This window comes from Dietzia lutea (assembly GCF_003096075.1).
In the GTDB taxonomy this organism is placed as follows: domain Bacteria; phylum Actinomycetota; class Actinomycetes; order Mycobacteriales; family Mycobacteriaceae; genus Dietzia; species Dietzia lutea.
The window spans coordinates 3,426,822-3,452,901 of sequence record NZ_CP015449.1 but is presented as its reverse complement, the minus strand read 5'-3'; the positions used below and the strand labels follow the sequence as shown (position 1 = coordinate 3,452,901).

Sequence of the window (26,080 nt, the reverse complement as noted above, 5' to 3'; positions counted from 1 at the left end):
GGCATGCCCACCTCCGAGTCCAGCTCCGCGCAGTCCGATTCGTCACAGCCCGGTTCCGAACAGTCCGGTCCCGCGCTGCCCCTGTCCGTGATCGACTTCGCGACCGTCCGCCCCGGGCAGTCCGTGGGGGAGGCGCTGCAGGACTCGGTGGAGTTGGCGCGCAAGGCGGAGGACCTGGGGTACGAGCGGGTCTGGTACTCCGAGCACCACAACATGCCGTCGATCGCCTCGTCGGCGCCGGCGGTGCTCATGGCGCACATCGCCGCGCGGACTGAGCGCATCCGGCTGGGCTCGGGCGGCGTCATGCTGCCCAACCACGCGCCCATCGTGATCGCCGAGCAGTTCGGCACGCTCGCCGAGCTCCACCCCGGCCGCATCGACCTCGGTCTGGGCCGCGCCCCCGGCACGGACCCGCAGACGCTGCGCGCGCTCCGCCGCGAGCCGTCCGCGGCCGAGAACTTCCCCGACGACGTCCGCGAGCTGCAGGCCTTCCTCGGTGACTCGCCCTCCGACTTCGCCCGCACCCGCGGCATCGCCGCCATCCCCGGGCGCGGGACCAGGATCCCGCTGTACATCCTCGGCTCGTCGCTGTTCGGCGCGCAGCTCGCCGCCGCTTACGGGCTGCCGTACGCGTTCGCCTCCCACTTCGCCCCCGACGCCCTGGAGCAGGCGTCCGCGGTGTACCGCGAGCGGTTCCAGCCCGGCGAGCAGCTGGCCGAGCCGTACATGATCGCCGCGGTCAACGTGGTGGCCGACGACGACGCCGAGCGGGCCGGACGCGAACTGCAGTGGTACCGCCGCCAGCGGGTCAAGCTCATGGCCGGCCGGGGCCGCGAGTTCAGCGACGAGGAGCTGGACATGATCATGGAGTCCGCCGGCGGCCGCCAGATCCTCCACATGATCTCCTACACCGCGTGCGGCGACGGCCCCGCGGTGCGCGACTACCTCTCCGACTTCGCCCGGCGCGCGGGCGCCGACGAGCTGATGATCGCGCCCGTCGGATCGACGGTCGAGCGGATCCACGGGACGCTAGAAGTGTTGCGCCGCGCCTGGGATGACTGATCGCGGGGTCTGGAGCCGCTGATCGCCGGGCCGGGAGTGACTGGTGTGGTCGCGTGGCGTGCGCTTGGTCACGATAGAGGGCCGACCCGGCTCCGAGCCGTAGCCGCGGGCGCCGTGGCGCGCCTACTGTGGGTGTATGGCGATCTCCGACGTCGGCGAATACGCCCACCTGACCTCCGACCAGATCGAGGAACTCGGGCGGGAGCTGGACGCCATCCGCGCCCGGGTCATCGAGTCGCGCGGGGAGCGTGACTACCGCTACATCCACTCCGTCATCAAGCTGCAGCGTGGGCTGGAGTTCGGTGCTCGCGCCCTGTTGTACTTCGGCGCCCGTAACCGCAGCGTGTGGGCGCTCGGGACCGGCACGCTGGCCGTGGCCAAGATCCTCGAGAACATGGAGATCGGCCACAACGTCATGCATGGCCAGTGGGACTGGATGAACGATCCGGAGATCCACTCCACGAGCTGGGAGTGGGACCTCGTCGGCAGCTCGGCCGACTGGAAGCACACCCACAACCACCTGCACCACAAGTTCACCAACATCGTCGGGATGGACGACGACGTGGGGTTCGGCGTCCTGCGCGTGACCCGCGACGTGCCGTGGCAGCCGAGGTTCCTCGCCAACATGGCCGTCAACGCCGCTCTGATGGCGGGCTTCGAGTGGGGGATCGGTCTTCAGGCCGTCACCCTCGGCGCCGCGTTCGACCGGGACGCCGCCCCCGAGGACCGCCGCAAGGCGCGCGCGTTCCTGCGTAAGGCCGGCCAGCAGATCCTCAAAGACTACGTCCTGTTCCCCGTGCTCGCCGGGCCGAGCGGCCCCCAGGCGCTCACCGCCACCGTCACGGCCAACATCATCCGCAACGTGTGGACCAACGCCGTGATCTTCTGCGGCCACTTCCCGGACGGCGCCGAGAAGTTCACCATGACGGACGTAGAGACGGAGTCGCAGGCGGAGTGGTACCTGCGGCAGATGCTCGGCAGCGCCAACCTCGACGGCGGACCGGCCATGAACCTCATGTCGGGCAATCTGTCGTTCCAGATCGAGCACCACATGTTCCCCGACCTGCCGTCCAACCGGTACTCGGAGATCTCGCTCGAGGTGCGCGAGCTATGCGCCCGCTACGACCTGCCGTACGTCTCCGGCCCGCTGTGGAAGCAGTACCTCCAGTCGTGGCGCACCATTGCGCGGCTGTCTCTGCCGGACCGCTACCTGCGCCGCACCGCCGACGACGCCGCCGAGACCCGCAGCGAGAAGATGTTTGGCCACGGCCCGCGCATGTCCGGGCTGGCGACCGCGCTGGCCGGCGTCCGGAAGGCTCGGGGCCGGGCTCGCCGCAGCCGGAAGGAACGCTCCCCGGAGGCCCGCTGAGCGGCGGTGGCAGACTATGCCGCATGTCGCTGACGAGCATGCTGGAGTCCGCCGCACACGGTGGGACGGTCGAGGTCGAAGAGGGCTGGACGCAGGGCAGGGCCATCTATGGTGGTCTCACCGGGGCCCTGATGCTCTCCGCCATGAAGGGGAAGCTCCGCGATCTCGCGGGCAGCACCGGTAGCCCCGTGGTGGTCCCGCCATTGCGGTCGCTCACCGTGTCGTTCGTCGGCCCCGCGGCCACCGGCCCCGTCGACGTGGAGGCGGAGGTCCTGCGCGTCGGTTCCAACGTCATCCAGTGTCAGGCGACGGTGCGGCAGTCCGACGCGATCGTCGCCACTGCGCTGGCGGCCTTCGGCAGGCATCGTGAGTCGTCGATCTCCGTGCCGCCCGCGCACCCGATGCTCGACCTGGGCGACCCGGCGGCGGTCGAGCCGTTCCCCTACATCAAGGGCCTCACGCCGGAGTTCTACCGGTTCGTCGAGCTGCGCCAGGTGGGCGGGCAGATGCCGTTCAGCGGCGCCGAGGCGGCGGACCTGTCCGGGTGGACCGCACTGCGTGAGGCGCCGGAGCGGTTCGAGGAGGAGCACCTGGTGCTCCTGACCGACGCGTGGCCGCCGGCCCCCATCCAGATGCTCGACGGGTTCGCGCCCGGCAGCAGCCTCACGTGGACCATCGAACTCATCGCCGAGGTGGGGCCGGACGTCGTCCCCGCCGATGCGAACCTCGCCTACGCGGCCACCACCGACGCCGCCCGGGGCGGCTACGCGCACACCCACGCGATGGTGTGGCGGCCCGACGGCGAGCTTCTCGCGATCAGCCGCCAGACGATCACCATCTTCGGCTGAGCCGTCCGCCCGGCGCAGTGGGTGGATCCAGCACAGCGACCGAGCCTGGCGCGGCACCCCCGACTCGACGCACAAACGCCACCTTTCGAAATGCGCGCCACCTAGGGCATCCCTTAGGTGGCGCGCTTTCGGATAGGTGGCGCGTACGCCCGCCGGTCAGTCGCCCGGCCAGGCCGGCAGTCGCCCGGCGTTTCAGCCGGTCAGCCTGTCAGCCGGCGGAGCGGGTGGCGCGGCGGCGCTGGTCGTTGCGGGGACGCCCGGCGGCCTGCCCGATCGACTGGCGGGCACCCGTGTTGCGCGCGCCGGAGCCCTGGCCGCCCGAACGCTGCGCGCCGGCACCCTGACCGCCGGAACGCTGGGCGCCCGAGCCCTGTCGCGCGGAGCCCTGACGCGCGGCCGACGGCGCGCCGCTGTGCTGGGGGCGACGACGACGAGCGCCGCCACCGCCGGAGCCCTGCTGGTCGCGGGCACCGCGCTCCGAGCCGTCGTGATCCCGGCCCGCCCGGACCTGGCGGTCCTGGTCGGCGCCGCGCCGGCCGTCGCCACGGGACTGCCCGCCGCGACCCCGGCCCTGTTCGCCCTCAGCCTGCCGACCGCGGCCCTGCTGGCCCTGACCGTCAGCCTGCTGGTCCTGACGCTGCTGACCCGCGCGTTGCCGATTCTGGCCCTGGCGATCCCGTCCACGACCGCGACGGGACTGACCGCGGACCGACTGGCCCTCGGCACCGTCGTCGGACGGCACGTGGGCGGGCGGCTCGGGGGCGTCGGCCAGTGCGGCGGCAGCGTCGGCGCCCACGGGGAGTTCGATCTCGCCGGCGGTCACCCCGGCCGCGCGCAGCAGTGAGCGGACCTCGCGGACCTGATCCGCGGTGGCCACGGTGACGACCGTGCCGATGGCGCCGGCGCGGGCGGTGCGGCCCGACCGGTGGACGTAGGCCTTGTGCTCGGCCGGCGGATCGGCGTGGACGACCAGCCCGACGTCGTCGACGTGGATGCCGCGGGCGGCGATGTCGGTCGCCACGAGCACGGTCGCCTCGCCGGATGAGAAGGCGTCGAGGTTACGCACGCGGGCGTTCTGCGACAGGTTGCCGTGCAGGTCCACGCTCGCCACGCCGCGGCCGGTGAGCTGCTTGGCCAGGCGCTTGGCGCCGTGCTTGGTGCGGGTGAACATGACGGTCCGCGAGGTCGCGCCGGCGAGGTCGGCGAGGGCGCGGACGCGGTCGTCGGCGTCGACGTGGAACACGTGGTGTGCGGTCGGTCCGGGCGTGGCCGAGCCGTCGTCCACCGAGTGGTCCACCGGGTCGGTGAGGAACCTGGTCACCAGCTTCTGCACGCCCGAGTCGAGGGTCGCGGAGAACAGCAGGCGCTGGGCATCGGCCGGGGTCGCCGACAGGATGCGGGTGACGCCGGGCAGGAAGCCCAGGTCGGCCATGTGATCGGCCTCGTCGAGGACGCTGATCTCGATGGCGTCCAGGCGGCAGTGCTTCTGACCCATGAGGTCCTCGAGGCGACCGGGGCAGGCCACGACGATGTCGACGCCGCGGTTCAGCGCGTCCACCTGGCGGCCCTGGGACACGCCGCCGAAGATCACGGTGGTCTTCATGCCGACGGCGTTGGCGAGCGGGGCGAGGGACTCGTCGATCTGGCGGGCGAGCTCGCGGGTCGGGGCCAGGATGAGGCCGCGCGGCGCGTTGCGGGTGCGGCGACCGCCGGAGGCGGCCAGGCGCGCGACGAGCGGGAGGCAGAACGCGTAGGTCTTGCCCGAGCCGGTGCGGCCGCGGCCGAGCACGTCACGGCCGGACAGGGCGTCGGGCAGCGTCGCCGACTGGATGGGCGTGGGCGTGGTGATGCCCGCGCCGTTCAGGACGTCGAGCAGGGGGGAAGGAACGCCGAGATCGGCGAAAGAACGTGACAAGAGGAAGTGCTCCGAACATAGAGGATGGCGTCTTGCCCGGCGCGCTCACGGAAAGCCGCATCGCCGCTGAGGCGGTGCGTCCGGTGCGCGACCACGGGATGGTCGACAGGCCGCGGCCCGAGGCAAGAGTGGTGCGGGCCGTCCTCAGACCACCCTACTCGCCGACCGACCGCTCGCCCCATTCGCCGCGACAGGTGTGACGAGGACATCACGAGTGTCGGTGCGGGGTGGCACCATACAGATCGTGCGATTCGACCTGTCCCTGCTGCGCCGCCCGGAGCTCGGGTCGGTGCTGCTCGGACGGGAGCGGGAGTCCGCCCGGATCCGGGCGTGGCGCGTCCGGGTCCTGCTGGTGCTGTCACTGCTGGGTTCAAACCTCGTGGGCGTCGCCGTCGCCGTGACATTGGTCTTCTTCGTGCTGCCCGGGCCGGCGCTGCTGTCGCGGGAGTTCCTCGTCCCCACCGTCATCGTCGTGCCCGTCTACGTCTCGCTGGCGGTCATCACGGGCACGGTGTGGGTGACCCGCGCCGTCTACCGCCGGGTCCGCTGGTTCCTGGACGGACACGAACCCACCGAGCGGCAGCGCGTCCGCACCCTCCGGCTGCCGGGGCGCATCACCCTCATCCAGGCGTTCCTGTGGCTGCTCGGCGCGGCCGTGGTGACCCCCGCGTACGGCGTGGTGGACCCGTCGTCGATACCGGTGGTCGGGTTCACGATCGTCTTCGCGGGCCTGGTCGTCTGCGGCGTCGCGTTCCTGCTCGCCGACTTCGGGCTGCGTCCCGTCGCGGCGGCCGCCTTGTCCACCGGGCGGGCGCCGCGGGCCCGGTTCCTCGGCGCCATGACGCGGCTCCGGGTGGCGTGGGCCCTGGGCAGCGGGGGTCCCCGTGACAGGCCTGATCATCGTGGCGATCTACACCCTCGCGGGCCGCGCCCTGTCACTGGAACGCCTCGCCGTCGTCGTCATCGTCCTCGGTGCCACGTCGCTGCTGGCCGGCTTTCTCCTCATCTCCCTGGCGACGGCCTCGATGATCGGTCCGCTGCGGAGCGTGCGGTGGGCGATGGAGGACATCACCGCCGGCACGCTGTCCCGCCGGGTGGTGGTGTACGACGGCACCGAGCTCGGCGAGCTGCAGCGCGGCTTCAACCAGATGGCCTCCGGGCTCCAGGAGCGCGAGCGGCTGCGGGACCTGTTCGGGCGGCACGTGGGGCGCGACGTGGCCGAGGCCGCGGAACTCCACGAGCCGGAACTGGGCGGGCAGGACTCGCGCGTCGGCGTCGTGTTCGTGGACCTCATCGGCTCCACCGAGATGGCGGTGCGGTCCGAGGCGTCCGAGGTGGTGGACGTGCTCAACCAGTTCTTCTCCGTGGTGGTGGAGACCGTGGAGGAGTACGACGGCATCGTGGACAGCTTCCTGGGCGACGCCGCGCTCGTGGTGTTCGGGGCGCCGCGGTCGATGGCGGACCCGGCCACCGCGACCCTGGCGTGTGCGCGCGTCCTGGGGCGGCGGCTGCAGGAGCGGGTGCCCGACTGCCGCGCCGGCATCGGGGCGTCCTTCGGCGACGTGGTGGCCGGGTACGTCGGCTCGGACGACCGCTTCGAGTACACGGTGATCGGCGACGCGGTCAACGAGGCCGCGCGCCTGTGTGAGCTGGCCAAGGACCGGCCCGGCCTCGTGCTGGCCTCGGGCGCGGCGACCGACGCCGCCGCGGAGGCCGAGCGGGGCCGCTGGGACGAGGTGGGATCGCAGGTCGTGCGGGGGCGGAACGAACCGACCCGACTGTGCGCGCCGGCCGACACGGTGGACTCGGCGGACACGGCGGGCGGCGCGGGCACCCGCTAGCGCGGCGCGGGCTCCCGCTGCTACTGCAGGACCACGTCCCGCCCGCCGAGCGCGACCTCGAGCCCTTCCGGCACCACGCGCGCCCCCTCGATCACGACGCCGTCGGGCAGCGAGGCCACGGTCGAGTCGACGGTGCCGGTGATGCCCGAGAACAGGCCGCTCGGCAGCTCGAACCCGAGGAGTGAGGTCTGCTGCGGCGTGAGGGTCAGCTGACCGTCGGCCACGCCCGGGACGACCCCGACCTCCGCGATCCCGCCGATGTCCGCGCGCAGCAGCCCGGCCGCGGGGTCGGGCCGCACAGAGCGGACCTCGGCCAGGCCCGCCACCGGGGAGCCCTCCGCCGGGTTGCCCTGCGAGGCTGCGGCCGCGAGCTGCTCACCGCTGAGGATCGCGACGCCGTCGGCTGTGTCGGCGCGGATACCGCCGTCGACCAACCGCACGGAGTGGCCGGTCACGTCGATGCGCGGGACGGTCGCGTTGCCGGGCGAGGTCAACCGGGCCGTCCCCACGGCCTGGGTCGTGGCCAGATCCCACAGCACGGGAGTGCTGCCGAATGCCACCGACACCGGCGCGTCGAGCCGCGCGGACGCTTCGCTCTCGGCCCGGTCGGACAGGTACCAGCGGGCGCCGAACTCCGCGGCCACCACCAGCCCCACGAGGAGCAGGAGCAGCACGAACAGCGAGCACCCGCACCCGCGGCCGCGCCGCCCACCGCTGCGACGTCCGTTGGGGGCCATCCGATCTCGTCGTCCCATGGGGGTATGGTGCCGGACCCGCGCTACGCGGTCCACCGTCCCGGGGACCGGTTGCGAGGGGAGGTGCCCGCCCTCACGATCGGGGGCATGACCGAGACACAGGATGCACGAACCGACACCCGAACCGTCGCTTTCCTCGTGGCCTCCGAGGGCATCGAGCGCGTCGAACTCACCGAGCCGTGGGGCGCCGTCTCCGAGGCGGGTCACATCCCGATCCTCGTCAGCACGGACGGCGGTGAGGTCGGGCTGGTCGACCACCTCGACCCGGCCGGCTCGCACGCCGTCGACCGGACGAGCGCCGAGACCTCGGCCGCCGACATCGACGTGCTGGTCCTGCCCGGCGGCGTCGCCAACCCGGACGCGCTGCGGCAGGACCCCCACGCCGTGAACCTGGTGCGCGAGATGGTCGACGCGGGCAAGCCCGTGTTCGCCATCTGCCACGCCCCGTGGACGCTGGTCGAGGCTGACGTGGTCCGCGGCCGTCGGATCACGTCCTACCCGAGCCTGCGGACGGATCTGGTCAACGCGGGCGCGGAGTGGGTCGACGAGGAACTCGTCAGCGACAGCGGGATCACGACCAGCCGCCGGCCCGACGACCTGCCCGCCTTCTGCGACGCGCTCCTCGAGGCCCTTCGCGGAGACGCCTGAGGACGCTCCGACGATGATCGGCGTCTACGTCCACAACCGTGGGCGCGGGCATCTGCACCGGGTGCTGCCGGTCGTCGCGGCTCTGAGTGAGCGGGGCGAGGAGGTCACGATGCTCGTGACCGGGCCGTTCGATCACGCCCTCCGCCCGTCGGGGATCGAGGTGGTCCATCTGCCCGTCGACGGGGTCGCGGACGAGGGCCTCGCGGTCGCCGCCCGCCGCAGTGCGGTGGCGTGGATCGACCGCGCCAGGCCGCGGGCGTTCTGGGTCGACTCGTCGCCGGGGATGTCGCTGGCCGCGCGCATGGCCGGCGTCCCGATGGTGAGCACCCTGCCGCCCGGGCTGCGGGACGACGAACCGCACCGGCTCCGCTGTCGCGCCGCAGAGAAACTCATCGCGGCGTGGCCGCCCGGGGCGCACCGCGAGGCCGTCGCGCAGGCGGGCCGCGCGGTCCACGAGATCGGGGGGATCTCCCGCTTCGAACATCGCGAGCCCGCGCCCGAGCCGCGCGACCGGCGCCGACGCCCCCGCGTGGTCCACCTCAACGGATCCGGTGAAGTCTGGGATCACCGTTTCTGGCGCGCGGTCCGCACGACCGCCGGTGAGCTGGGCGTGGCGGAATGGGCGGAGCTGGGCGGGCCGGACGGGGCGTGGCACGACGACCCGTGGTCCGAGCTGTGCTCTGCCGATGTGGTGGTCACCGGGGCGGGCCAAGCGTCCGTGGCCGATGCCGCCTGCGCGGACGTCCCGCTCGTGGTGGTCCCGGGAAAGCACGATCACGGGGAGTACGACGCCACCGCCGAGGCGCTGGCCGGGCTCCCCGGCACGTCGGTGATGCGGTACGGGGACGGGCCCACGGCGGTCGCGCACGCGGTGCGCGAGCAGGTGGACCGCGCTCTGGACGGTGAGTCCGGGGGGATCCGGAAGTGGTGGGGGGTGGACGGCGCGGCGTCGCGCGCTGCGGAGGTCATCCGGTCGACGACGACGAGGGCATCGGCTCGCCGCTGACCACTCCGACCCACGGTGCCGGACATCAAGGGATGGACAACTTCTCACCAGTAGTGGATTCCGGCGTAAAAGTGCTGCGCAACCCCTTGACAGCCACATATACCTCTCGGTATGTGAGTTCACTCCGCGCGGCGCGGGGCGGATCACTGACAGGATGTGTGCAGAGCACCGCCTCTGGACGACCAGGGCCCATCTCGGGCACTTCGGAGCGGTGGGGACGGAGGCTATATGCCCAGATACAAGAACCTCGAGCCCACGGCGGCATTCTGGTCGTGGCGCGACGGTGCGGCGTGCATCGGGCACGAGGACCTGTTCTACAGCCTCGAGGAGGAGTCGAAGGGCGCGCGCCGGAAGAAGGAGGATCAGGCCAAGGCCATATGCGCCGGCTGCCCCGTCTTCGACACCTGCAGGACGTTCGCCCTCGAGACCAAGGAGTTGTACGGCGTGTGGGGCGGCCTCACCGAGGCCGACCGACACCGGATCGCCGGCCGCCACCGGACGGGCTGACGCCCCCGCACACCGTCAGTTCGAGTCCTCAGGGGTCGCCTCGTGTCCACGGCGGCCCCTGCTCCGACTCGCCTCCTTCATCTCCGCCTCGAAGACGTGCCGCCTGCCGCCGGTGAGTTCGTCGCGGACCGAGCGGTCGAGCTCGCGGGCTGTGCTCCAGAAGCCGTCGTCGAACTCCTCCACCATCTGGAAGGTCCAGCGCCCGTGGAGGAGGTTGATCCCCACCACCTCCGTGCGGATCCGCTCGGCCAGCTCGGCCCGACCGATCTGGTCGAGCTGATCAGCCGCCTGCTGGAAGAGGATGTCCGCCCGGCCGATGAGCTGGTGCAGGTCGTACAACCGACCGCGGGCCCGCTCGATGTACTCCATCGCCTCGCTCACGGTGCCGGCCGCCTCGACCTCGGCGTCGGTCGCACCCTCGGGCCGCCGATGCGTCTGGTCGACGCTCGGGGTGCGGCCGTCCGCGCCGGGGCCCACGTCGTCTCCCGCCACGTCAGACCGTCCGGGTGATGCGCTGCAACTGTCGGGGGTCGGTGTGGTGCTTGAGCGCCGTGACCAGGCCCGCGCGCCGACCGTCGCGGGTCTCATAGTTCTTGGGCTCGCCGGCGAACATCTTCTCCGACCGGGTCTCCGGCGCGTCGTCGGTCGTGGCCTTGAGGAACCGGTCCGGCAGCGACAGCTTGGCGATCGTGCGCCACGACTGCCAGTACTGCTTGTACAGCGGGCCGGTGGTGTACGGCAGGTCCCAGCGGCGGCAGACGTCCTGCACCTTCTCCGAGACCTCGGCGTACCGGTTGGACGGGATCGTGGGGAACAGGTGGTGCTCGATCTGGAACGACAGGTTGCCGGACATGAAGTGCGTGAGCTTGCTGCCGGTGAAGTTGGCCGAGCCGAGCATCTGACGCAGGTACCACTGCGCTTGGGTCTCGTGCTCCAGGTCCTCGAGCGTGAACTTGTCCGCACCGTCCGGGAAGTGGCCGCAGAAGATCACGGCGTTGGACCACAGGTTGCGGATGACGTTGGCGGTCATGTTCGCGCTCATGGTGGTCTTCCAGTTGGGACCCGACAGCAGCGGGAACCACACGTAGTCCTTGCCGACCTGGCGGCGGGCCTTGCGCAGGAACTGCCCGATCCGCTTCTTCTGCTCCTTCCACCCCGAGGAGTTGATGGTCCCCGGTGCGATCTCGAGGTGCTGGACCCCGACGCCCCACTGGAACGCGAACGCGAGCATGGTGTTCCACACCAGGTTGAGCGCGAAGGCGGGGTGCCACGGCTGGTCCCGCGTCACCCGCACCACGCCGTACCCGACGTCGTCGTCCATGCCGATGATGTTGGTGTACTTGTGATGGTGGTAGTTGTGCGTGGCCTTCCAGTGCTCGGACGTGCCGACGATGTCCCACTCCCACGAGCTGGAGTGCACGACCGGATCGTTCATCCAGTCCCACTGCCCGTGCATCACGTTGTGCCCGAGCTCCATGTTCTCGATGATCTTCCCGGCGGCCAGCAGGCCGGTGCCGAGGGCCCATGCGGGCCGGTACCCGGAGAAGAGCAGGACGACGCGGCCGCCGGCCACGAGGCCGCGCTGCAGTCTGATGGTGTTCTGGACATAGCGCCGGTCGCGGTCACCGAGCGAGTCCACGGTCTCCTGACGGATCGCCTCGAGCTCCTCGCCGATGGCCTCTACGTCTTCGGCGGTGAGATGGGCGTATTCCCTGACATCTGATATCGCCATGTGCCGACGGTACGCACCGGTGCATGCCATGTCGACCGGTCCGCGGTACGCATAGCGGACACGTCCCCGGTCTTGGGGCGGCCGGGCCTTTCGGAGCCCTATAGTTCCTCACATGGCTCTCGTCGAGATCTCAGGCGTCAATAAGCACTTCGGTGACTTCCACGCGCTCAAGGACATCAACCTGTCCATCGAGCAGGGAGAGGTCGTCGTGGTGATCGGGCCGTCCGGCTCCGGTAAGTCGACGCTGTGCCGCACGATCAACCGGCTCGAGACGTTCGAGTCCGGTTCCATCACGATCGACGGCAAGCCGCTGCCCGAGGAGGGCAAGGCGCTCGCCAAGCTGCGCGCCGACGTGGGGATGGTCTTCCAGTCCTTCAACCTCTTCGCCCACAAGACGATCCTGGAGAACGTCACCCTGGGGCCGGTCAAGGTCCGTAAGCAGGGCAAGGCGGAGGCGGAGAAGCGGGCCATGGAGCTGCTCACCCGGGTCGGGGTCGAGCAGCAGGCGGCCAAGTACCCGGCGCAGCTGTCGGGTGGCCAGCAGCAGCGCGTGGCGATCGCCCGGTCGCTGGCCATGGACCCCAAGGTCATGCTCTTCGACGAGCCGACCTCCGCCCTGGACCCCGAGATGATCAACGAGGTCCTCGACGTGATGACCGGCCTGGCCAAGACCGGCATGACGATGGTCGTGGTGACCCACGAGATGGGCTTTGCACGTAAGGCCGCCGACCGGGTGATCTTCATGGCGGACGGCGAGCTGGTCGAGCAGGCCACACCCGAGGAGTTCTTCACCAATCCGCAGAGCGCCCGGGCCAAGGACTTCCTGTCCAAGATCCTCTCCAACTAGAAGGGCCCGTCCGCGGACCCGCTCAGGACCCATCCACCCCACCCCACGAGGAGTACTCATGAACATCCGACGGATCGGAGCGGCCGCGGCGGCCGTCTCCCTGGCGCTCGGGCTGAGCGCGTGCGGCAGCGACGACGGCGGCGACGGCGGGAACCAGCTGAGGGTCGGCATCAAGTTCGACCAGCCGGGCCTCGGCCTCAAGGAGGGCAACGAGTACACCGGCTTCGACGTCGACGTCGCCCGCTACATCGCGGAGAAGCTCGGCACCGCCGAGGACGACATCGAGTGGATCCAGGCGCCGAGCGCCCAGCGCGAGACGCTGCTGGAGACCGGTCAGGTCGACATGATCGTGGCCACGTACTCCATCACCGACTCCCGTAGGGAGAAGGTCGGATTCGCCGGGCCGTACTTCATCGCCGGCCAAGACCTGCTGGTCCGCAGCGACGACGACTCGATCACCGGCCCGGACTCCCTCGACGGCAAGCGCCTGTGCTCGGTCACCGGCTCCACCTCGGCGCAGACCGTCAAGGAGCAGGTGCCGGGCGTGAACCTGCAGGAGTTCGGCACCTACTCCGAGTGCGTCTCCGCGCTGGTGTCCAACGCGGTCGACGCCCTGACCACGGACGACACGATCCTCGCGGGCTACGCCTCCCAGGACCAGTACCAGGGTCAGCTCGAGGTGGTCGGCGCGCCGTTCACCGAGGAGCGCTACGGCGTGGGCATCGCTAAGGGCGACACGGAGAAGTGCGAGCAGATCAACGAGGCCATCCGCGAGATGATCTCGGACGGCAGCTGGGACACCGCGGTCGAGGAGAACCTCGGCGCCGCCGGCTTCACCCCGGGCGAGGGCAACCCGCCCGAGCCGGACGCCTGCGCCTGATCTGAACCGTCCCTCGCCGGCCGGGTCGACACACGACCCGGCCGGCCCCGCCACCTCCGCGCCTGCCGCCCACCCGGGCGACGGCGCGGAGGGCCGGCACCCCATCACGGAAGGTGGACCATGGGCGACATCTTCGCCGACTATGACGTCCTCGGTGCGGTCTGGGTGACCATCCAGCTCTCGATCCTGGGCAGCATCGGCGCCCTGATCCTGGGAACGATCGTGGCCGTCCTGCGCGTGTCCCCGGTGGCGGTGCTGCGCGGCCTGGGGACCTCGTACGTCAACACGTTCCGGAACCTGCCGCTGACGCTGCTGATGGTCTTCAGCATCCTGGGCCTGTCCTTCATCCTCCAGCTGTCGGTCTCCGACGACTTCGCGCGCAACGCGTTCTGGTGGGCGGCGATCATGCTGGCCGTCTACCACGCGGCCTACATCTGCGAGGCCCTGCGCTCCGGAGTCAACACCGTGCCGGTGGGGCAGGCCGAGGCGGCCCGATCGATCGGACTGGGCTTCGGCCAGTCCCTGCGCGAGGTGATCCTCCCGCAGGCGTTCCGCGGCGCGATCGCCCCGCTGGGCTCGGTCATCATCGCGCTCATCAAGAACTCCACCGTCGCGGCCGTGATCGGTGTCGGCGACTCGGCGGGACTGCTGCAGGTGATCACCGAGAACGAGGGTGCGAGCCTGCCGACGTTCTTCTTCTTCGCGATGGTCTTCGTGGTCCTCACCCTCCCGATCGGGCTGTGGACCACCTCCCTCTCCCGGAAGCTGGCGGTGAAGCGATGAGCACCCAGGCCGTCCTGTTCGACGCGCCCGGCCCCAGGGCCAGGCTGCGGCACCGCATCCTCACGGCGGTGGGCGCGATCCTCGTGATCGGCATCGCCTACGTCGTCTACCTGCAGTTCCAGAAGGCCGGCCAGCTCAAGGCCTTCATGTGGGAACCCTTCGTCACCGACCCCGACGTGTGGACGTCGTACCTCATCCCGGGCCTCAAGGGCACGTTCACCGCGGCCGGGATCTCGATCGTCCTCGCGGTGGTGTTCGGCCTGCTGTTCGGCATGGGCCGCCTCTCACCGTTCGCCCCCCTGCGGTGGTTCTGCAGTGTGATCGTCGAGTTCTTCCGCGCCGTGCCGGTCCTGCTGATGATGGTGTTCGCCTACTTCGGCTACTTCGCCACGTCGAACCTCGTGCCCAACCAGCACGCGCCGCTCGCCGCCGTCGTCACCGCCCTCACGCTCTACAACGGTGCCGTCATCGCCGAGCTCGTCCGCTCCGGTGTCCACGGTCTGCCCAAGGGGCAGTCCGAGGCGGGACTGTCGGTGGGCCTCACCTCCGGGCAGGTGCTGCGGTCGATCCAGCTCCCCCAGGCCCTCACGGCGATGCTCCCGGCGCTCGTCGGCCAACTCGTCGTCGTCCTCAAGGACTCCGCCCTGGGCTACGGCATCACCTACCTCGAGTTGCTCAACTGGTCCAAGACCCTCGGCTCGGCGTACGCCAACACGGTCCCCGCCTACATCGTGGCGGGCATCCTGTTCATCGTCATCAACTACACGCTGACCAGGTTCGCCGTGTACCTCGAGGGCCGGATGAAGAAGCGCCGGGCCAGGGCCTGACCCGCCGCGCCACTTCCTGTTCCGCCCGCCGGCCCGGGCCTGAGAGAGGGGCCCCGCCGGATCCGATCCGGCGGGGCCCCTCTCGTCGTGTGTCGACCGGTCAGGTCACTTCGGTGGCATCCGGATGCCACCGTCGACGCGGATGGTCTCGGCGTTCATGTACGGGTTGGTGAGCAGCTCCATGACCATGGACGCCAGCTCGTCGCCCGAGCCGAGGCGCTTGGGGTGCAGGACGCTCTCGCCGAGCTTGGCCTTGAACGCCTCCGACTCCGGGCCCTCGCCGTAGATCGGGGTGTCGATGAGGCCCGGCGCCACGGTGTTGAGGCGAATGCCGGCGGCCGAGAGGTCGCGGGCGACCGGGAGGGTCAGGCCGACGATGCCGCCCTTGGACGCGGAGTACGCGGCCTGGCCGATCTGGCCGTCGAACGCCGCGACGGAGGCCATGTTGACGATCGCGCCCCGCTGGCCGTCCTCGTCGGCCTCCTGGGTGCTCATCTTGGTGGCGGCCAGGCGCAGCATGTCGAACGAGCCGATGAGATTGATGTCGATGACCTTGCGGAACGAGTTCAGGTCGAAGGCCGACGAGTACTCGCCGTCGCGACCGATCGTGCGCTGCGCCCACCCGATGCCGGCGGAGTTGACGAGGTAGCGCAGCGGGCCCAGCTCGAGCGCGGCGGCGACGGCCTTCTCGTTGTCCTCGGTCTTGGTCACGTCGACGGCGACGAACGTGCCGCCGACCTCGTTCGCCAGGGACTCACCCTTCTCGGCGTTGAGGTCGGCGACGACGACCTTGGCGCCCTTGGCGGCGAGTTGACGGACGACGGCGGCGCCGATTCCCGATGCGCCGCCCGTGACGATGGCACTTGCTCCAGAGATCTCCATACGTGCACCGTAACAAGCACCGGCGATGGATACGGGTGTCTTCCATCAGGCTCGACGGCGATCGGCAGCGGGACGCCGGTTCCGCCGCGGCCGCCGGCTACCCGCCGGTGCCGGGGACCACGACGTCCCAGCGGATGCCGAACCGGTCGTGGACCTGCCCGTACCGGTCGCCCCACGGCGCGACCTCGAACGGCATCGCCATCTGACCGCCGCTGTCGGTGACCTTGGCGAGGAAGGCGCGGGCCTCGTCCTCGGTGTCGAATCCGAGCAGGAACGAGTAGACGTCGTTTCGCAGCTGCGGCAGGGACTCGCCCATGGCGTCGCCGCCGGTGAGGGTGATCCCAGGCGCCGCGAGGGTCGCGTGGGCGACCGAGCCGTGCGGCGGGTCGAACGGGAAGTCGTCCGTCGACGGGAACTGGTCGTAGGTCATCAGGCTCAGCTCCCCGCCGAAGAGCTCGTGGTAGTACGGGAACGCCTCCGAGGCGTTGCCCGGGAAGGAGATGTACGGGGCGCAGGTCATGGACATCTGCCGCGGCCTCTCATCGTGGGCGTCCGCCTGTCGGTGCCGCCCGGTAGCGATAACGCTAGACCGTGGATGTGGGCTGAGTCACGTTAAATCGAGTCGGCGTGATCCTGGCGACCGGACAGCGCGAGGAGCCGGGTGCGGGCATCGGCTCCGATCGGGACCGGGACCGCGTCGGCGAGCACGTCGAAGGACCGCATCAGCTCGACCACGTCCCGCGCGTGGGCCAGGGTCCACGCGGCGAGCTCCTCGGTGTCCTCCGACTCCCACGAGGCCGGGTCGAGGTCGTGGGCGTGGATGAGCAGTTCGAACACACGCAGCGCGAGGAGGTCGCGGACGGGGATCTCGGCCAGCCGGTGCTGGACGGGGGCGTCCGCGTCGCGGGCCCGGGCCAGTTCCTTACGCAGGCCGGCGGAGGTGCGGTACAGGGCGGGGACCGGCGTGTCGCCGGCGTGGTCGGCGGTGCGGGTCCAGCCGATCTCCGATTCCGGAAGTCGCGGGAAGTAGGCGGCGTACCGCAGCCCGCCGCCCAGGACGTGGTTGGCGAGGTCGCGCCGGGACCAGCCGGGGCAGGCCTCGCAGTCGCCGTCCAGCGGCGAGGTGAGCGCGCGCGCGAACACCTTCGTCGACCGGTCGAGGACGTCGAGGTCCTCCGGGGGCAGTGGCGACGGGGTCACGGGCGGCACCTCATCTCGGGGAATGTCAGAGCTCCACACTAGGTTGGTCCTGACGGCGAGAACAGAGTGCATGTGGTGAGCGCACCCGCCTCTCGCCCCCGTGCGACGTGACGAGAAAGGACCGATACCCGACATGAGCCCGCAGACCTCCGGTGCCGCCGAGACCCGGGAGTTCCAGGCCGAGACCCGGCAGCTGCTGGATCTGATGATCCACTCGATCTACTCGAATCCGGACACCTTCCTTCGCGAGGTCATCTCCAACTCCTCCGACGCGCTGGACAAGCTCCGCCTGGCCGCGCTGCAGGATTCCTCGCTCGGGGTGGACACCTCGGACCTGCACATCGAGCTGGTCCCGGACGCGGCGGCGCGCACGCTGACGATCCGAGACAACGGTATCGGCATGTCCCGCGACGAGGTGGTCGACCTCATCGGCACGCTCGCCAGGTCGGGCACCGGTCAGATGCGCGAGGCGCTCGCCGCAGCGCGGGCCGCCCAGGAGTCCGGCGAGGTCTCCGAGCAGGCCACCGCGGACCTCATCGGCCAGTTCGGCATCGGCTTCTACTCGACGTTCATGGTCGCCGACACGGTCACGCTCGTGACCCGCAAGGCCGGCGAGAGCACGGGCACCCGCTGGGCCTCGAGTGGCGAGGACACGTACACGATCGAGGAGGCGCCGGACGCCCCGCAGGGCACGTCGGTCATCCTGCAGCTCAAGCCCGCCGGTGGGGACGCGGCCCTCCCGGACTACGCCGAGGAGCACACGCTCCGCCGGGTGGTGCGTACCTACTCGGACTTCATCGCGTGGCCCATCCGGATGGACGTCGAGCGCCCGGCGCCGGGAGACGAGGAGGGCGCGGCTGACGGGGAGTCCGGCGACGCCCCGGCCGGCGGCACCATCACCGAGACCGTCACCCTGAACTCGCAGAAGGCGCTGTGGACCCGGCCGAAGTCGGAGGTCACCGACGAGGAGTACGCCGAGTTCTACCGCCACATCTCGCACGCGTGGGACGAGCCGCTGGAGACCATCACTCTCAAAGCCGAGGGGACGTTCGAGTACCAGGCGCTGCTGTTCCTGCCCACGCAGGTGCCGTTCGACCTGTTCTCCCCGGACACCAAGCGCGGCGTGCAGCTGTACGTCCGCCGGGTGTTCATCATGGACGACTGCGAGGAGCTGGTCCCGCCGTTCCTCCGCTTCGTCAAGGGCATCGTCGACGCCCAGGACCTGTCGCTCAACGTCTCGCGCGAGATCCTGCAGCAGGACCGTCAGATCCGGGCGATCCGCAAGCGTCTGGTCAAGCGGGTGCTGCAGACCATCGAGCAGCTCCGCAACGACCGGCCGGAGGAGTTCCGCAGCTTCTGGGCCAACTTCGGCGCGGTCCTCAAGGAGGGCCTGATCTCCGATGTCGACGCCCGCGAGCAGCTGCTCGCCGTGAGCACCTTCGCGTCGACCCGGCCCGCCACCGCGTCGGAGAAGGCGCCGAAGGGCGAGGGCGAGAAGACCGGGGACGACGACGAGGTGGGCACCACCATCGCCGACTACATCTCCCGCATGGCGGACGGGCAGGAGGAGATCTACTACCTCACCGGCACGTCCCGCGCGGCGGTGGAGAACTCCCCGCACCTGGAGGCGTTCCGTGCCCGTGGCGTCGAGGTCCTCATCCTCACCGACCCGGTCGACGAGGTGTGGGTGGATGCGGTCGGCGAGGTCGACGGCAAGCGGCTGCGGTCCGTGGCCAAGGGCGACGTGGACCTGTCCGGCATCGGCGGGGAGGTGGAGGAGGGCAAGGACGAGCCCGACGCCGCCGAGTACGCCGACCTGCTCACCTGGCTGGGCGAGGAGCTGTCCGACGAGGTCAAGCAGGTGCGCCTGTCGCACCGCCTCACCGAGTCGGCGGCGTGCATGGTCGGTGACGAGTTCGACATGACCCCGCAGCTGGAGGCCATGTACCGCGCCTCGGGCATGGAGCTGCCGGTGAGCAAGCGGATCCTCGAGCTCAACCCCACGCACCCGCTGGTCGAGCGCCTGCGCGCCCGGCACGCCGAGGATCCCTCGGCGCCCGAGCTCAAGGACACCGCGCGGCTCATCTCGGGTGCCGCAGTCCTCGCCGAGGGTGGCACGCTGTCCGACCCGGCCGCGTTCGCCAAGCTGCTGGTCGACCGCATCTGATCGGCGGCGTCCGTCACAGCTCGTGAGCGGCGGCCGGGGGTCAGGACGCCCCGGCCGCCACCGAGGTAGCCGCAGGCCAGGCCGATCGCCGCGCCCGCGGCCGTCTCGACCGGCGTGTGGTGACTGATCCGCACGCGCGCCCACGCCACCGGCGGCACCAGCGCCAGCAGTCGCCAGTAACGAGGCGAGAGCTCGTGGGCGAGCACCGCGATCACCCCGCTCAGCACCGCCGTGTGGAACGACACCTTCACCTTGAGGGTCGCGGACCCGGCGACGCCCAACGCCACGAGCGCGGCCCGCGTCATCCGGCGCAGCTCGTCCGGCGCGCCGCGGCGCTGCTGGGCCGCCAACAGGGTCGCCACCGACACGGCGATCCCGGCGATCACCAGCGGCCGGTCCTCTCGGCGGGTGACGTGGTGGTCGGAGAGCGCCTTGCGCCGGACCCGCCACGTGATCGCCGCCTGCGGCACCACGCCCAACCCGGCCGCCGTCGCCACGCCCCATCGGGTCGACCCCACTCGCCGGCCCAGGTGTACCGACCCGACCGTGAGCACCACCCACGGCGCGAAGACCTCTGTCAGCACGGCCGCAGGGGCCACGCCCGGGCCGGGAGCGCTCGCCGCCTCCCGTGCGCCCTCGACGATTCGTGTCCCACCTGCGTCCGCCACCATCCACGCCCCCGAATTCGCTACTCCGTCTCGGCATCCGCTACTGCTACACCGGTAGCGAACCCGGAGGGAGAGTAGCGAATTTCGCCTGGAGCTGGTCGGACCGGGCCGGGCGGCTGGAGCTGGTCGGATCGGGCCGGCTGGAGTTGGTCGGATCGGGCCGGGCGGCCGGGCGGCCTGAAAGCCCCGGGCGGGCGTGGCGGGGAGACCTCAGTCGCCGAGCATGTCGGCGCGGCACTCCTCGGCCAGGCGCAGGGCGTCGGCGTCGAAGAGCACGAGCGTGGCGGTCTCGACCCCGGTGTCGGTGGCGGCCAGCGTGGCCAGCGCGGTGCGGATCGCGTCCTCGCGCGGCCACCCGTAGGCCCCCGCGGAGATGAGCGGGAACGCCACCGTCCGCGCGCCGAGCTCGTCGGCCACCGCGAGCGAGTTGCGGTAACAGTCGGCGAGCAGCCGGTCCCCGTCCGGATCGCGGCCGTGGATCGGCCCGACGGTGTGGATCACCCAGCGTGCGGGCAGGTCGCCGGCACCGGTCGCGACGGCCTGACCGGTCGGCAGCCCGTCGGGCAACGGGCCGGACCCCAGGTCGCGACACTCCGCCAGGATGGTCGGCCCGCCCGCGCGGTGGATCGCCCCGTCCACCCCGCCGCCCCCGAGCAGCGAACTGTTGGCCGCGTTGACCACCGCGTCCACGTCCATGCGCGTGATGTCGCCGTGGCTCAGCTCTGTCCGTGCGCGCCTCGTCGTCGTCATACCGTCTCCCTCCGGCGGATCATCGGCGTCGGCGCGTCATCGAGGCGGTCCATCAGCCACATGATGGTCGCCACCTCACCCACCCACGCCAGGCTCACGCACCATCCCGCCAGGATGTCGCTGGGGAAGTGCACCCCCAGATACATCCGGGTGCCGCCGATGGTCGGCACGTACACCGCCGACCCGGCGATCACCGCGGCCCGCCACCGCGTCGGCCACGCCAGGACACACGTGCACCCCGCCAGCGCGGCGCTGGCCATGGCGTGACCGCTGGGGAACGAGAAGCTCTCCTCCTGCACGATGTGCGGGAAGAACGTCGGCCGGGCGCGGCGGTACAGGGCCTTGAGCACCGAGTTGATGATCGTCGACCCCACCAGCGACACCGTGAGCAGCGCGGCCGGGCGGCGGCTGCCCCGCACCGACACCAGGTAGGCCGACGTCGCCAACGCGAACAACGGCACCGCCGTGACACCGCCGAGCTCGGTCACGGCCCGGGCGATCCGCGTGTTGCGGGGCGAATGCCTGCGCTGGAGCCACATCATCACCGGCTGGTCGAAGGGCAGCTTGGCGCCGCTGCGGATGCGCTCGGCCAGCTCGACGAATCCGATCACCGGCGTCGCGAACCCTACGAACGCCACCCCGAAGATCGCCCACGTCCCCCGGGGCAGCGGCACATCTCGCCGGTCGACGATGCTGCCGAGCAGCCCGTCCGACGGATACAGGCGGCGCAGCACGTCCCGCGCCGAGGACAGGGCCCGGGCGCCGCGGATGGTCGTCGTGCGCGACATGCCCCCAGACTAGGCAGGCTCACGGGGTCGCCGCCCGCGGATCGCAACGAGGCCCGGTGTCCCGCGGTTAGGGTGGGCCGGAGTCGACCCGAGAGGCGGAGGACGAATGACCCGGACCCGTGTGGAACAAGACCTGCTCGGCACCAAGGAGGTCCCGGCGGACGCGTATTACGGCATCCACACGGTCCGGGCCGTCGAGAACTTCCCCATCGCACCCACCACCGTCAGCGACATCCCCGACTTCGTGCGCGGCATGGTCATGGTGAAGAAGGCCGCCGCCCTGGCCAACCTGGAGATGGGCGTCCTCGACGAGACGGTGGCGGACGCGATCATCGGGGCGTGCGACGAAATCCTCACCGACGGGCGCTGCATGGACCAGTTCCCCTCCTGCGTGTACCAGGGCGGCGCCGGCACCTCGGTCAACATGAACACCAACGAGGTGGTGGCCAACCTCGCGCTCGAGCGGCTCGGCCATCCCAAGGGCTCCTACGACATCGTCAGCCCCAACGACGACGTCAACAGGTCCCAGTCCACCAACGACGCCTATCCCACCGGGTTCCGCATCGCCCTGTGGCACGCGCTCGAGCGGCTCGAACCGGCGCTCGTCGCGCTGCGGGAGGCCTGCTACGACAAGTCCGAGGAGTTCCGCGAGGTCCTCAAGATGGGCCGCACCCAGCTCCAGGACGCCGTGCCCATGTCGCTGGGCCAGGAGTTCGGCGGGTTCGCCGTCAACCTCGACGAGGAACTCCACGTCCTCGGGTCCGCCGCCCGCATGCTGCTCGACGTCAACCTCGGCGCCACCGCGATCGGCACCGGCGTCAACACCCCGCCCGACTACCGCCGCGCCGTCATCAACCACCTGCGCGCCGTCACCGGCCTCCCGGTCACCGGCGCGATGAACCTCATCGAGGCCACCAGCGACACCGGCGACTACGTCAACGTCCACGCCGCCCTCAAGCGGACCGCGGTCAAGCTGTCGAAGATCTGCAACGACCTGCGGCTGCTGTCCTCCGGGCCGCGCGCCGGGCTCAACGAGATCAACCTGCCCGAACTCCAGGCGGGGTCGTCGATCATGCCCGCCAAGGTCAATCCGGTCATCCCCGAGGTCGTCAACCAGGTGTGCTTCAAGGTGATCGGCAACGACATGACCGTCACCATGGCCGCCGAGGCCGGGCAGCTCCAGCTCAACGTCATGGAGCCCGTGATCGCCCAGGCCATGTTCGAGTCCATCTCCCTGCTCACCAACGCCATGGAGACGCTCACCGAGAAGTGCGTCCGCGGGATCACCGCCAACGCCGAGATCTGCCGGGCCAACGTGATGAACTCGATCGGGATCGTCACCTACCTCAACCCGATCATCGGCCACCACAACGGCGACATCGTGGGCCGCGAGTGCGCCCGCTCCGGCCGCGGGGTGCGCGAGGTCGTGCTGGAGATGGGCCTGCTGTCCGCGGAGGAGCTCGACGACATCCTGTCCCCGGCCAACCTCCTGCGCCCGCAGTACAAGGGACGCTCGACCAAGAACGTCGTGGCGCAGCCGGGGCAGGACATGACGGGGCCGACGGGCTGAGGTCAGGGCTCAGCGCCGAGTAGTTAGCCTGCCAAGGGGCTGATTCCGGACGCCGGGACCGCTACCGTCGGCCTATGACCTCTCCCACATCACGCGTCGTCGCCGGACGTGAGATCACGTTCCCGGTTCCCGTCGTGTCCGCTTCGGTCTCCGGGGCGGCCTTCCTTGCACGATCCGCCGTCGTGCGCAGGCTCATCGCCGGCGGGCGGCAGTCCGCCGTGATCGAGACCGCGGGTGCCGAGCCGGTCTCGCTGCCCGGCGGGCGCACCCCGGCGATCATGATCCACGTCCGCTACCACGACGTTCCGGGCAACGTCCTCGGCGCCTATCACGAGATCGGCCTGGCGTTCCAGCTCGCCGTGCCCGGCGCGGGGACGCTGGTGCACATCCACGAGCTGCCGGTCGACCAGGATTTCACCCTGGCGGCGGGCAACGAACTGTGGGGCTTCCCCAAGTGGAAGGGCGACATGGTCGGCACCGCCGGAGGCGCCCTCGACGACGCACGTCTGGGCGCGGTGGGCTCGGCCGGAGCGGGAGGCGTCGAACTCCGGCTGGACACGCGCGTAGGCCTGCCGATCCCCGGCCGTCAGTCGCTCGCCATGAACTGCGTCCAGGTCCTCGACGGAGCACCCGTCCTCGTCCGGGCCCAGGCCACGGCGACCGGCGGGCGGATGCGTCCGCTCAGCGGGGCGCGCGTGACGATCGCGCCCGGAGCCGACGACGCCGGCGGCGACGTGGCCCGGTTCGCCGAGGCCGTCCGCGAGCTCGGGCTGGACCGGGCCCGCGCGCTCGGCACGTTCTCCTACGAGAAGTTCGAGGCCGAGTTCCAGGCGCCCGCGCCGATCGGCTGAGGGGCCGGCCGGCCCCCGGCGCGGGCGCCTCAGTGTCCTTCGCCGAGATTGCCGGACAGTTTCTCCAGACGATCCTGACTGGCGCCGTCCAGTCCGATGATCTCCACGGTCTTGCCCTTGGCCGCGTACTTGTGGGTGATCGCGTCCAGGGTGGCGACAGTGGAGGCGTCCCAGATGTCGGCCTCGGTGAGGTCGATCACCACGTGCTCGGGGTCGCCGGAGTAGTCGAACTGGTACACGAGGTCGTTGCTGGACGCCCAGAACAGCTCGCCGCGCACCCGGTAGGTACGGATGTCGATGGTGCCGTCGTCGTCGACGTCGCGCTCGGAGACCTTCTCCAGGCTCGTCATGTGGGCCACGCGCCGGGCGAACATCATCATCGCGGTGAGGACACCGAGAACCACGCCGATGGCGAGGTTCTCGGTGATCACCGTGGCGACCACGGTGACGGCCATGACGACCGTCTCGCTCAGCGGCATCAGGCGCAGCGTGCGCGGGTGGATCGAATGCCAGTCCAGGGTGGCCACCGACACCATGATCATCACGGCGACGAGGGCGGCCATGGGGATCAGCCCGACGATGTCGCCCAGCGCCACCACGAGGATGAGCAGGAAGACGCCTGCCAGGAGGGTCGACAGCCGGGTGCGGGCGCCGGACTGCTTGACGTTGATCATCGTCTGGCCGATCATCGCGCAGCCGCCCATGCCACCGAAGAACCCGGTGACGAGATTCGCCACGCCCTGGCCCCAGCCCTCGCGGGTCTTGTCGGTGCGCACCTCGGTGATGTCGTCGACGAGCTTGGCCGTCATGAGGGATTCCATGAGGCCCACGAGGGCGGTGGCCAGCGCGTAAGGGGCGATGATCTGCAGCGTCTCCAGCGTCCACGGGACGTCGGGGAAGAACAGCGCCGGCAGGGAGGAGGGCAGCTCGCCCTGGTCGCCGACGTTCGGCATCGACCAGCCGAAGAGCAGGACGACGGCGGTGATCGCGATGATCGCGATCAGCGGGGCCGGCACCGCGGTGGTCAGTCGGGGGAAGAACACCATGATCGCGATGCCGGCCGCGACCATCGGGTAGACGAGCCACGGAACGCCCAGCAGGTGGGGGATCTGGGCGGCGAAGATGAGGATCGCGAGCGCGTTGACGAAGCCGATCATCACGCTGCGGGGGATGAAGCGCATGAGCTTGCCCACCCCGATCAGGCTCAGCACCACCTGGAAGACACCGGCGAGCAGCACGGTGGCGACGAGGTAGTCCATCCCGTGGTCGCGGGCGACCGGGGCCACGACGAGGGCGATCGCTCCGGTCGCCGCCGAGATCATCGCGGGACGTCCGCCGGTGAAGGCGATCGTCACGGCCATGGTGAACGAGGCGAACAGCCCGACGCGCGGATCAACGCCGGCGAGGATCGAGAACGAGATCGCCTCGGGGATCAGGGCGAGCGCGACGACCAGACCGGCCAGCACCTCGGTCCGCAGCCGCCGCACGGAGGAGAAGGCGTACCGGAAGGAGGCCACGACGCCGACCGGCGCCACACCGTCATCGTCACCGGCGGGCGCCGGGGAGGAGGCCCCGGGCGTGGTGGCGGGAGCCGACATGGGGATTGTCCTAACCGAGGAGGGATGTGACACACTCTCCCGTAACGGGAGATTCTGAAGGTACCGTAACGGTAGGTTTGACGATGCGGCGAATCTTCGGCGACCGCTGTGAGCAATCCCACAAGGAGGAGCATGTCGGAGGGCGCGGTACGGAAGATCGGCGAGGTCGCCGAGGCCACCGGTCTGTCGATCCGGACTCTGCGTCACTACGACGAGCTCGGACTGGTCGTCCCTTCCGGCCATACCGCGGGCGGGTTCCGGCTCTACACGGATGACGACGTCGAGCGCCTCCTGCTGGTGCGGCGGATGAAGCCCCTCGGCTTTTCTCTCGAGCGCATGAAGCAGTTCCTGCAGGCCACGGACGTGCTCGCCGCGGGCCGGCGCCCACAGGCGGGGGAGTCGGGGTCGGAGGAGAGGCGCGCGGCGCGGGCGACCGTCGAGGAGATCCACGCCGAGGCGGAGGCGCGCTACCGCGATCTGCAGACCCATCTCGCCTACGGGGCCGAGTTCCTCCAGTTGGTCCGCGAGAGGCTCGACTAGTCCGCCGAGACGTCCCGCCCGGACGGCGAACGAGTTGGCTGTCCGT

25 protein-coding genes are annotated in these 26,080 nt (G+C 70.7%); 15 read left to right on the top strand and 10 right to left on the bottom strand.

All coding sequences use genetic code 11. The features are described 5' to 3' along the window. The first annotated feature begins 3 nt into the window (after positions 1 to 3). The 3 genes from A6035_RS15825 to A6035_RS15815 all read left to right on the top strand — a co-directional run bounded on the left by A6035_RS15825 (position 4) and on the right by A6035_RS15815 (position 3,279). The gene (locus A6035_RS15825; RefSeq protein ID WP_244192468.1) at positions 4 to 1,062 is read left to right on the top strand and encodes an LLM class flavin-dependent oxidoreductase; all 1,059 of its coding nucleotides are present in this window, start codon (positions 4 to 6) and stop codon (positions 1,060 to 1,062) included. Positions 1,063 to 1,198: 136 nt separating this feature from the next. Beyond that, positions 1,199 to 2,431, top strand: coding sequence for a fatty acid desaturase family protein (locus A6035_RS15820; RefSeq protein WP_108848718.1), 1,233 nt, complete (start codon positions 1,199 to 1,201; stop codon positions 2,429 to 2,431). A 23-nt stretch (positions 2,432 to 2,454) separates the two neighbouring features. After that, positions 2,455 to 3,279 carry a thioesterase family protein gene (locus A6035_RS15815; protein ID WP_167400744.1) on the top strand — a complete coding sequence of 275 codons (825 nt, stop codon included), beginning with the start codon at positions 2,455 to 2,457 and terminating at the stop codon, positions 3,277 to 3,279. 208 nt (positions 3,280 to 3,487) lie between these two features. On the opposite strand, the gene A6035_RS15810 is transcribed toward A6035_RS15815, so the two are convergent. Continuing rightward, the gene (locus A6035_RS15810; protein ID WP_108848717.1) at positions 3,488 to 5,194 is read right to left on the bottom strand and encodes a DEAD/DEAH box helicase; all 1,707 of its coding nucleotides are present in this window, start codon (positions 5,192 to 5,194) and stop codon (positions 3,488 to 3,490) included. Positions 5,195 to 6,078: 884 nt separating this feature from the next. On the opposite strand from A6035_RS15810, the gene A6035_RS18885 reads away from it, so the two are divergent. Continuing rightward, on the top strand, positions 6,079 to 7,035 hold the full coding sequence (locus A6035_RS18885; protein WP_244192467.1) for an adenylate/guanylate cyclase domain-containing protein: 957 nt from the start codon (positions 6,079 to 6,081) through the stop codon (positions 7,033 to 7,035). A gap of 20 nt (positions 7,036 to 7,055) precedes the next feature. On the opposite strand, the gene A6035_RS15800 is transcribed toward A6035_RS18885, so the two are convergent. Next, positions 7,056 to 7,790 carry an LmeA family phospholipid-binding protein gene (locus A6035_RS15800; RefSeq protein ID WP_244192466.1) on the bottom strand — a complete coding sequence of 245 codons (735 nt, stop codon included), beginning with the start codon at positions 7,788 to 7,790 and terminating at the stop codon, positions 7,056 to 7,058. 87 nt (positions 7,791 to 7,877) lie between these two features. On the opposite strand from A6035_RS15800, the gene A6035_RS15795 reads away from it, so the two are divergent. The 3 genes from A6035_RS15795 to A6035_RS15785 all read left to right on the top strand — a co-directional run bounded on the left by A6035_RS15795 (position 7,878) and on the right by A6035_RS15785 (position 9,951). Then, a complete protein-coding gene (locus A6035_RS15795; RefSeq protein WP_108849331.1) occupies positions 7,878 to 8,438 on the top strand; it encodes a type 1 glutamine amidotransferase domain-containing protein in 561 nt (186 codons plus the stop codon). Positions 8,439 to 8,451: 13 nt separating this feature from the next. After that, positions 8,452 to 9,444 (top strand): glycosyltransferase, encoded by a 993-nt coding sequence (locus A6035_RS15790; RefSeq protein WP_108848715.1) that lies wholly within the window; start codon positions 8,452 to 8,454, stop codon positions 9,442 to 9,444. Between the two features lie 228 nt (positions 9,445 to 9,672). Beyond that, positions 9,673 to 9,951, top strand: a complete 279-nt coding sequence (locus A6035_RS15785; protein ID WP_108848714.1) for a WhiB family transcriptional regulator — start codon at positions 9,673 to 9,675, stop codon at positions 9,949 to 9,951. A 15-nt stretch (positions 9,952 to 9,966) separates the two neighbouring features. Here the strand turns inward: A6035_RS15785 and A6035_RS15780 are convergent, their stop codons facing one another. Together A6035_RS15780 and A6035_RS15775 are read right to left on the bottom strand one after the other, a co-directional pair. Continuing rightward, a complete protein-coding gene (locus tag A6035_RS15780; RefSeq protein ID WP_108848713.1) occupies positions 9,967 to 10,443 on the bottom strand; it encodes a hypothetical protein in 477 nt (158 codons plus the stop codon). A 1-nt stretch (position 10,444) separates the two neighbouring features. Beyond that, positions 10,445 to 11,683, bottom strand: a complete 1,239-nt coding sequence (locus tag A6035_RS15775; RefSeq protein ID WP_108848712.1) for a fatty acid desaturase family protein — start codon at positions 11,681 to 11,683, stop codon at positions 10,445 to 10,447. Between the two features lie 112 nt (positions 11,684 to 11,795). Here A6035_RS15775 and A6035_RS15770 point away from each other — a divergent pair, with 112 nt between their 5' ends. The 4 genes from A6035_RS15770 (at position 11,796) to A6035_RS15755 (ending at position 15,020) form a co-directional block, all read left to right on the top strand. Next, entirely contained in the window at positions 11,796 to 12,530 is a 735-nt protein-coding gene (locus tag A6035_RS15770; protein ID WP_108848711.1) for an amino acid ABC transporter ATP-binding protein, read from the top strand. Positions 12,531 to 12,588: 58 nt separating this feature from the next. Then, the gene (locus A6035_RS15765; RefSeq protein ID WP_108848710.1) at positions 12,589 to 13,410 is read left to right on the top strand and encodes a glutamate ABC transporter substrate-binding protein; all 822 of its coding nucleotides are present in this window, start codon (positions 12,589 to 12,591) and stop codon (positions 13,408 to 13,410) included. A gap of 120 nt (positions 13,411 to 13,530) precedes the next feature. Next, positions 13,531 to 14,193 (top strand): amino acid ABC transporter permease, encoded by a 663-nt coding sequence (locus A6035_RS15760; protein ID WP_063973267.1) that lies wholly within the window; start codon positions 13,531 to 13,533, stop codon positions 14,191 to 14,193. Further along, positions 14,190 to 15,020, top strand: a complete 831-nt coding sequence (locus tag A6035_RS15755; protein WP_108848709.1) for an amino acid ABC transporter permease — start codon at positions 14,190 to 14,192, stop codon at positions 15,018 to 15,020. Before A6035_RS15760 ends, A6035_RS15755 begins: the two co-directional genes overlap by 4 nt. 105 nt (positions 15,021 to 15,125) lie before the next feature. On the opposite strand, the gene A6035_RS15750 is transcribed toward A6035_RS15755, so the two are convergent. From A6035_RS15750 to A6035_RS15740, 3 genes are all read right to left on the bottom strand, one after another. After that, positions 15,126 to 15,902, bottom strand: a complete 777-nt coding sequence (locus tag A6035_RS15750) for an SDR family NAD(P)-dependent oxidoreductase (protein ID WP_108848708.1) — start codon at positions 15,900 to 15,902, stop codon at positions 15,126 to 15,128. Between the two features lie 97 nt (positions 15,903 to 15,999). After that, on the bottom strand, positions 16,000 to 16,428 hold the full coding sequence (locus A6035_RS15745; RefSeq protein WP_108848707.1) for a VOC family protein: 429 nt from the start codon (positions 16,426 to 16,428) through the stop codon (positions 16,000 to 16,002). 86 nt (positions 16,429 to 16,514) lie between these two features. Beyond that, positions 16,515 to 17,102 carry a maleylpyruvate isomerase N-terminal domain-containing protein gene (locus A6035_RS15740; protein ID WP_108848706.1) on the bottom strand — a complete coding sequence of 196 codons (588 nt, stop codon included), beginning with the start codon at positions 17,100 to 17,102 and terminating at the stop codon, positions 16,515 to 16,517. Positions 17,103 to 17,235: 133 nt separating this feature from the next. On the opposite strand from A6035_RS15740, the gene htpG reads away from it, so the two are divergent. Further along, positions 17,236 to 19,269, top strand: coding sequence for a molecular chaperone HtpG (htpG, locus tag A6035_RS15735; protein WP_108848705.1), 2,034 nt, complete (start codon positions 17,236 to 17,238; stop codon positions 19,267 to 19,269). An 878-nt stretch (positions 19,270 to 20,147) separates the two neighbouring features. Here the strand turns inward: htpG and A6035_RS15725 are convergent. Both A6035_RS15725 and A6035_RS15720 read right to left on the bottom strand, forming a co-directional pair. After that, on the bottom strand, positions 20,148 to 20,687 hold the full coding sequence (locus tag A6035_RS15725) for an O-acetyl-ADP-ribose deacetylase (RefSeq protein ID WP_108848704.1): 540 nt from the start codon (positions 20,685 to 20,687) through the stop codon (positions 20,148 to 20,150). Then, the gene (locus A6035_RS15720) at positions 20,684 to 21,475 is read right to left on the bottom strand and encodes a phosphatase PAP2 family protein (protein ID WP_108848703.1); all 792 of its coding nucleotides are present in this window, start codon (positions 21,473 to 21,475) and stop codon (positions 20,684 to 20,686) included. Before A6035_RS15720 ends, A6035_RS15725 begins: the two co-directional genes overlap by 4 nt. 106 nt (positions 21,476 to 21,581) lie before the next feature. Here A6035_RS15720 and aspA point away from each other — a divergent pair, with 106 nt between their 5' ends. After that, positions 21,582 to 23,045: an aspartate ammonia-lyase gene (gene aspA, locus A6035_RS15715; RefSeq protein ID WP_108848702.1), complete on the top strand. Its 1,464-nt coding sequence runs from the start codon at positions 21,582 to 21,584 to the stop codon at positions 23,043 to 23,045. Positions 23,046 to 23,119: 74 nt separating this feature from the next. After that, a complete protein-coding gene (locus A6035_RS15710) occupies positions 23,120 to 23,896 on the top strand; it encodes an acetoacetate decarboxylase family protein (protein WP_108848701.1) in 777 nt (258 codons plus the stop codon). Between the two features lie 29 nt (positions 23,897 to 23,925). Here A6035_RS15710 and A6035_RS15705 read toward each other — a convergent pair whose 3' ends face one another. After that, positions 23,926 to 25,494, bottom strand: a complete 1,569-nt coding sequence (locus tag A6035_RS15705; RefSeq protein ID WP_200836405.1) for a SulP family inorganic anion transporter — start codon at positions 25,492 to 25,494, stop codon at positions 23,926 to 23,928. A gap of 132 nt (positions 25,495 to 25,626) precedes the next feature. Between A6035_RS15705 and A6035_RS15700 the strand changes: the two genes are divergently transcribed. Beyond that, complete coding sequence (locus A6035_RS15700; RefSeq protein ID WP_108848700.1) at positions 25,627 to 26,034, top strand: MerR family transcriptional regulator; 408 nt, start codon at positions 25,627 to 25,629, stop codon at positions 26,032 to 26,034. Positions 26,035 to 26,080 lie beyond the last annotated feature (46 nt).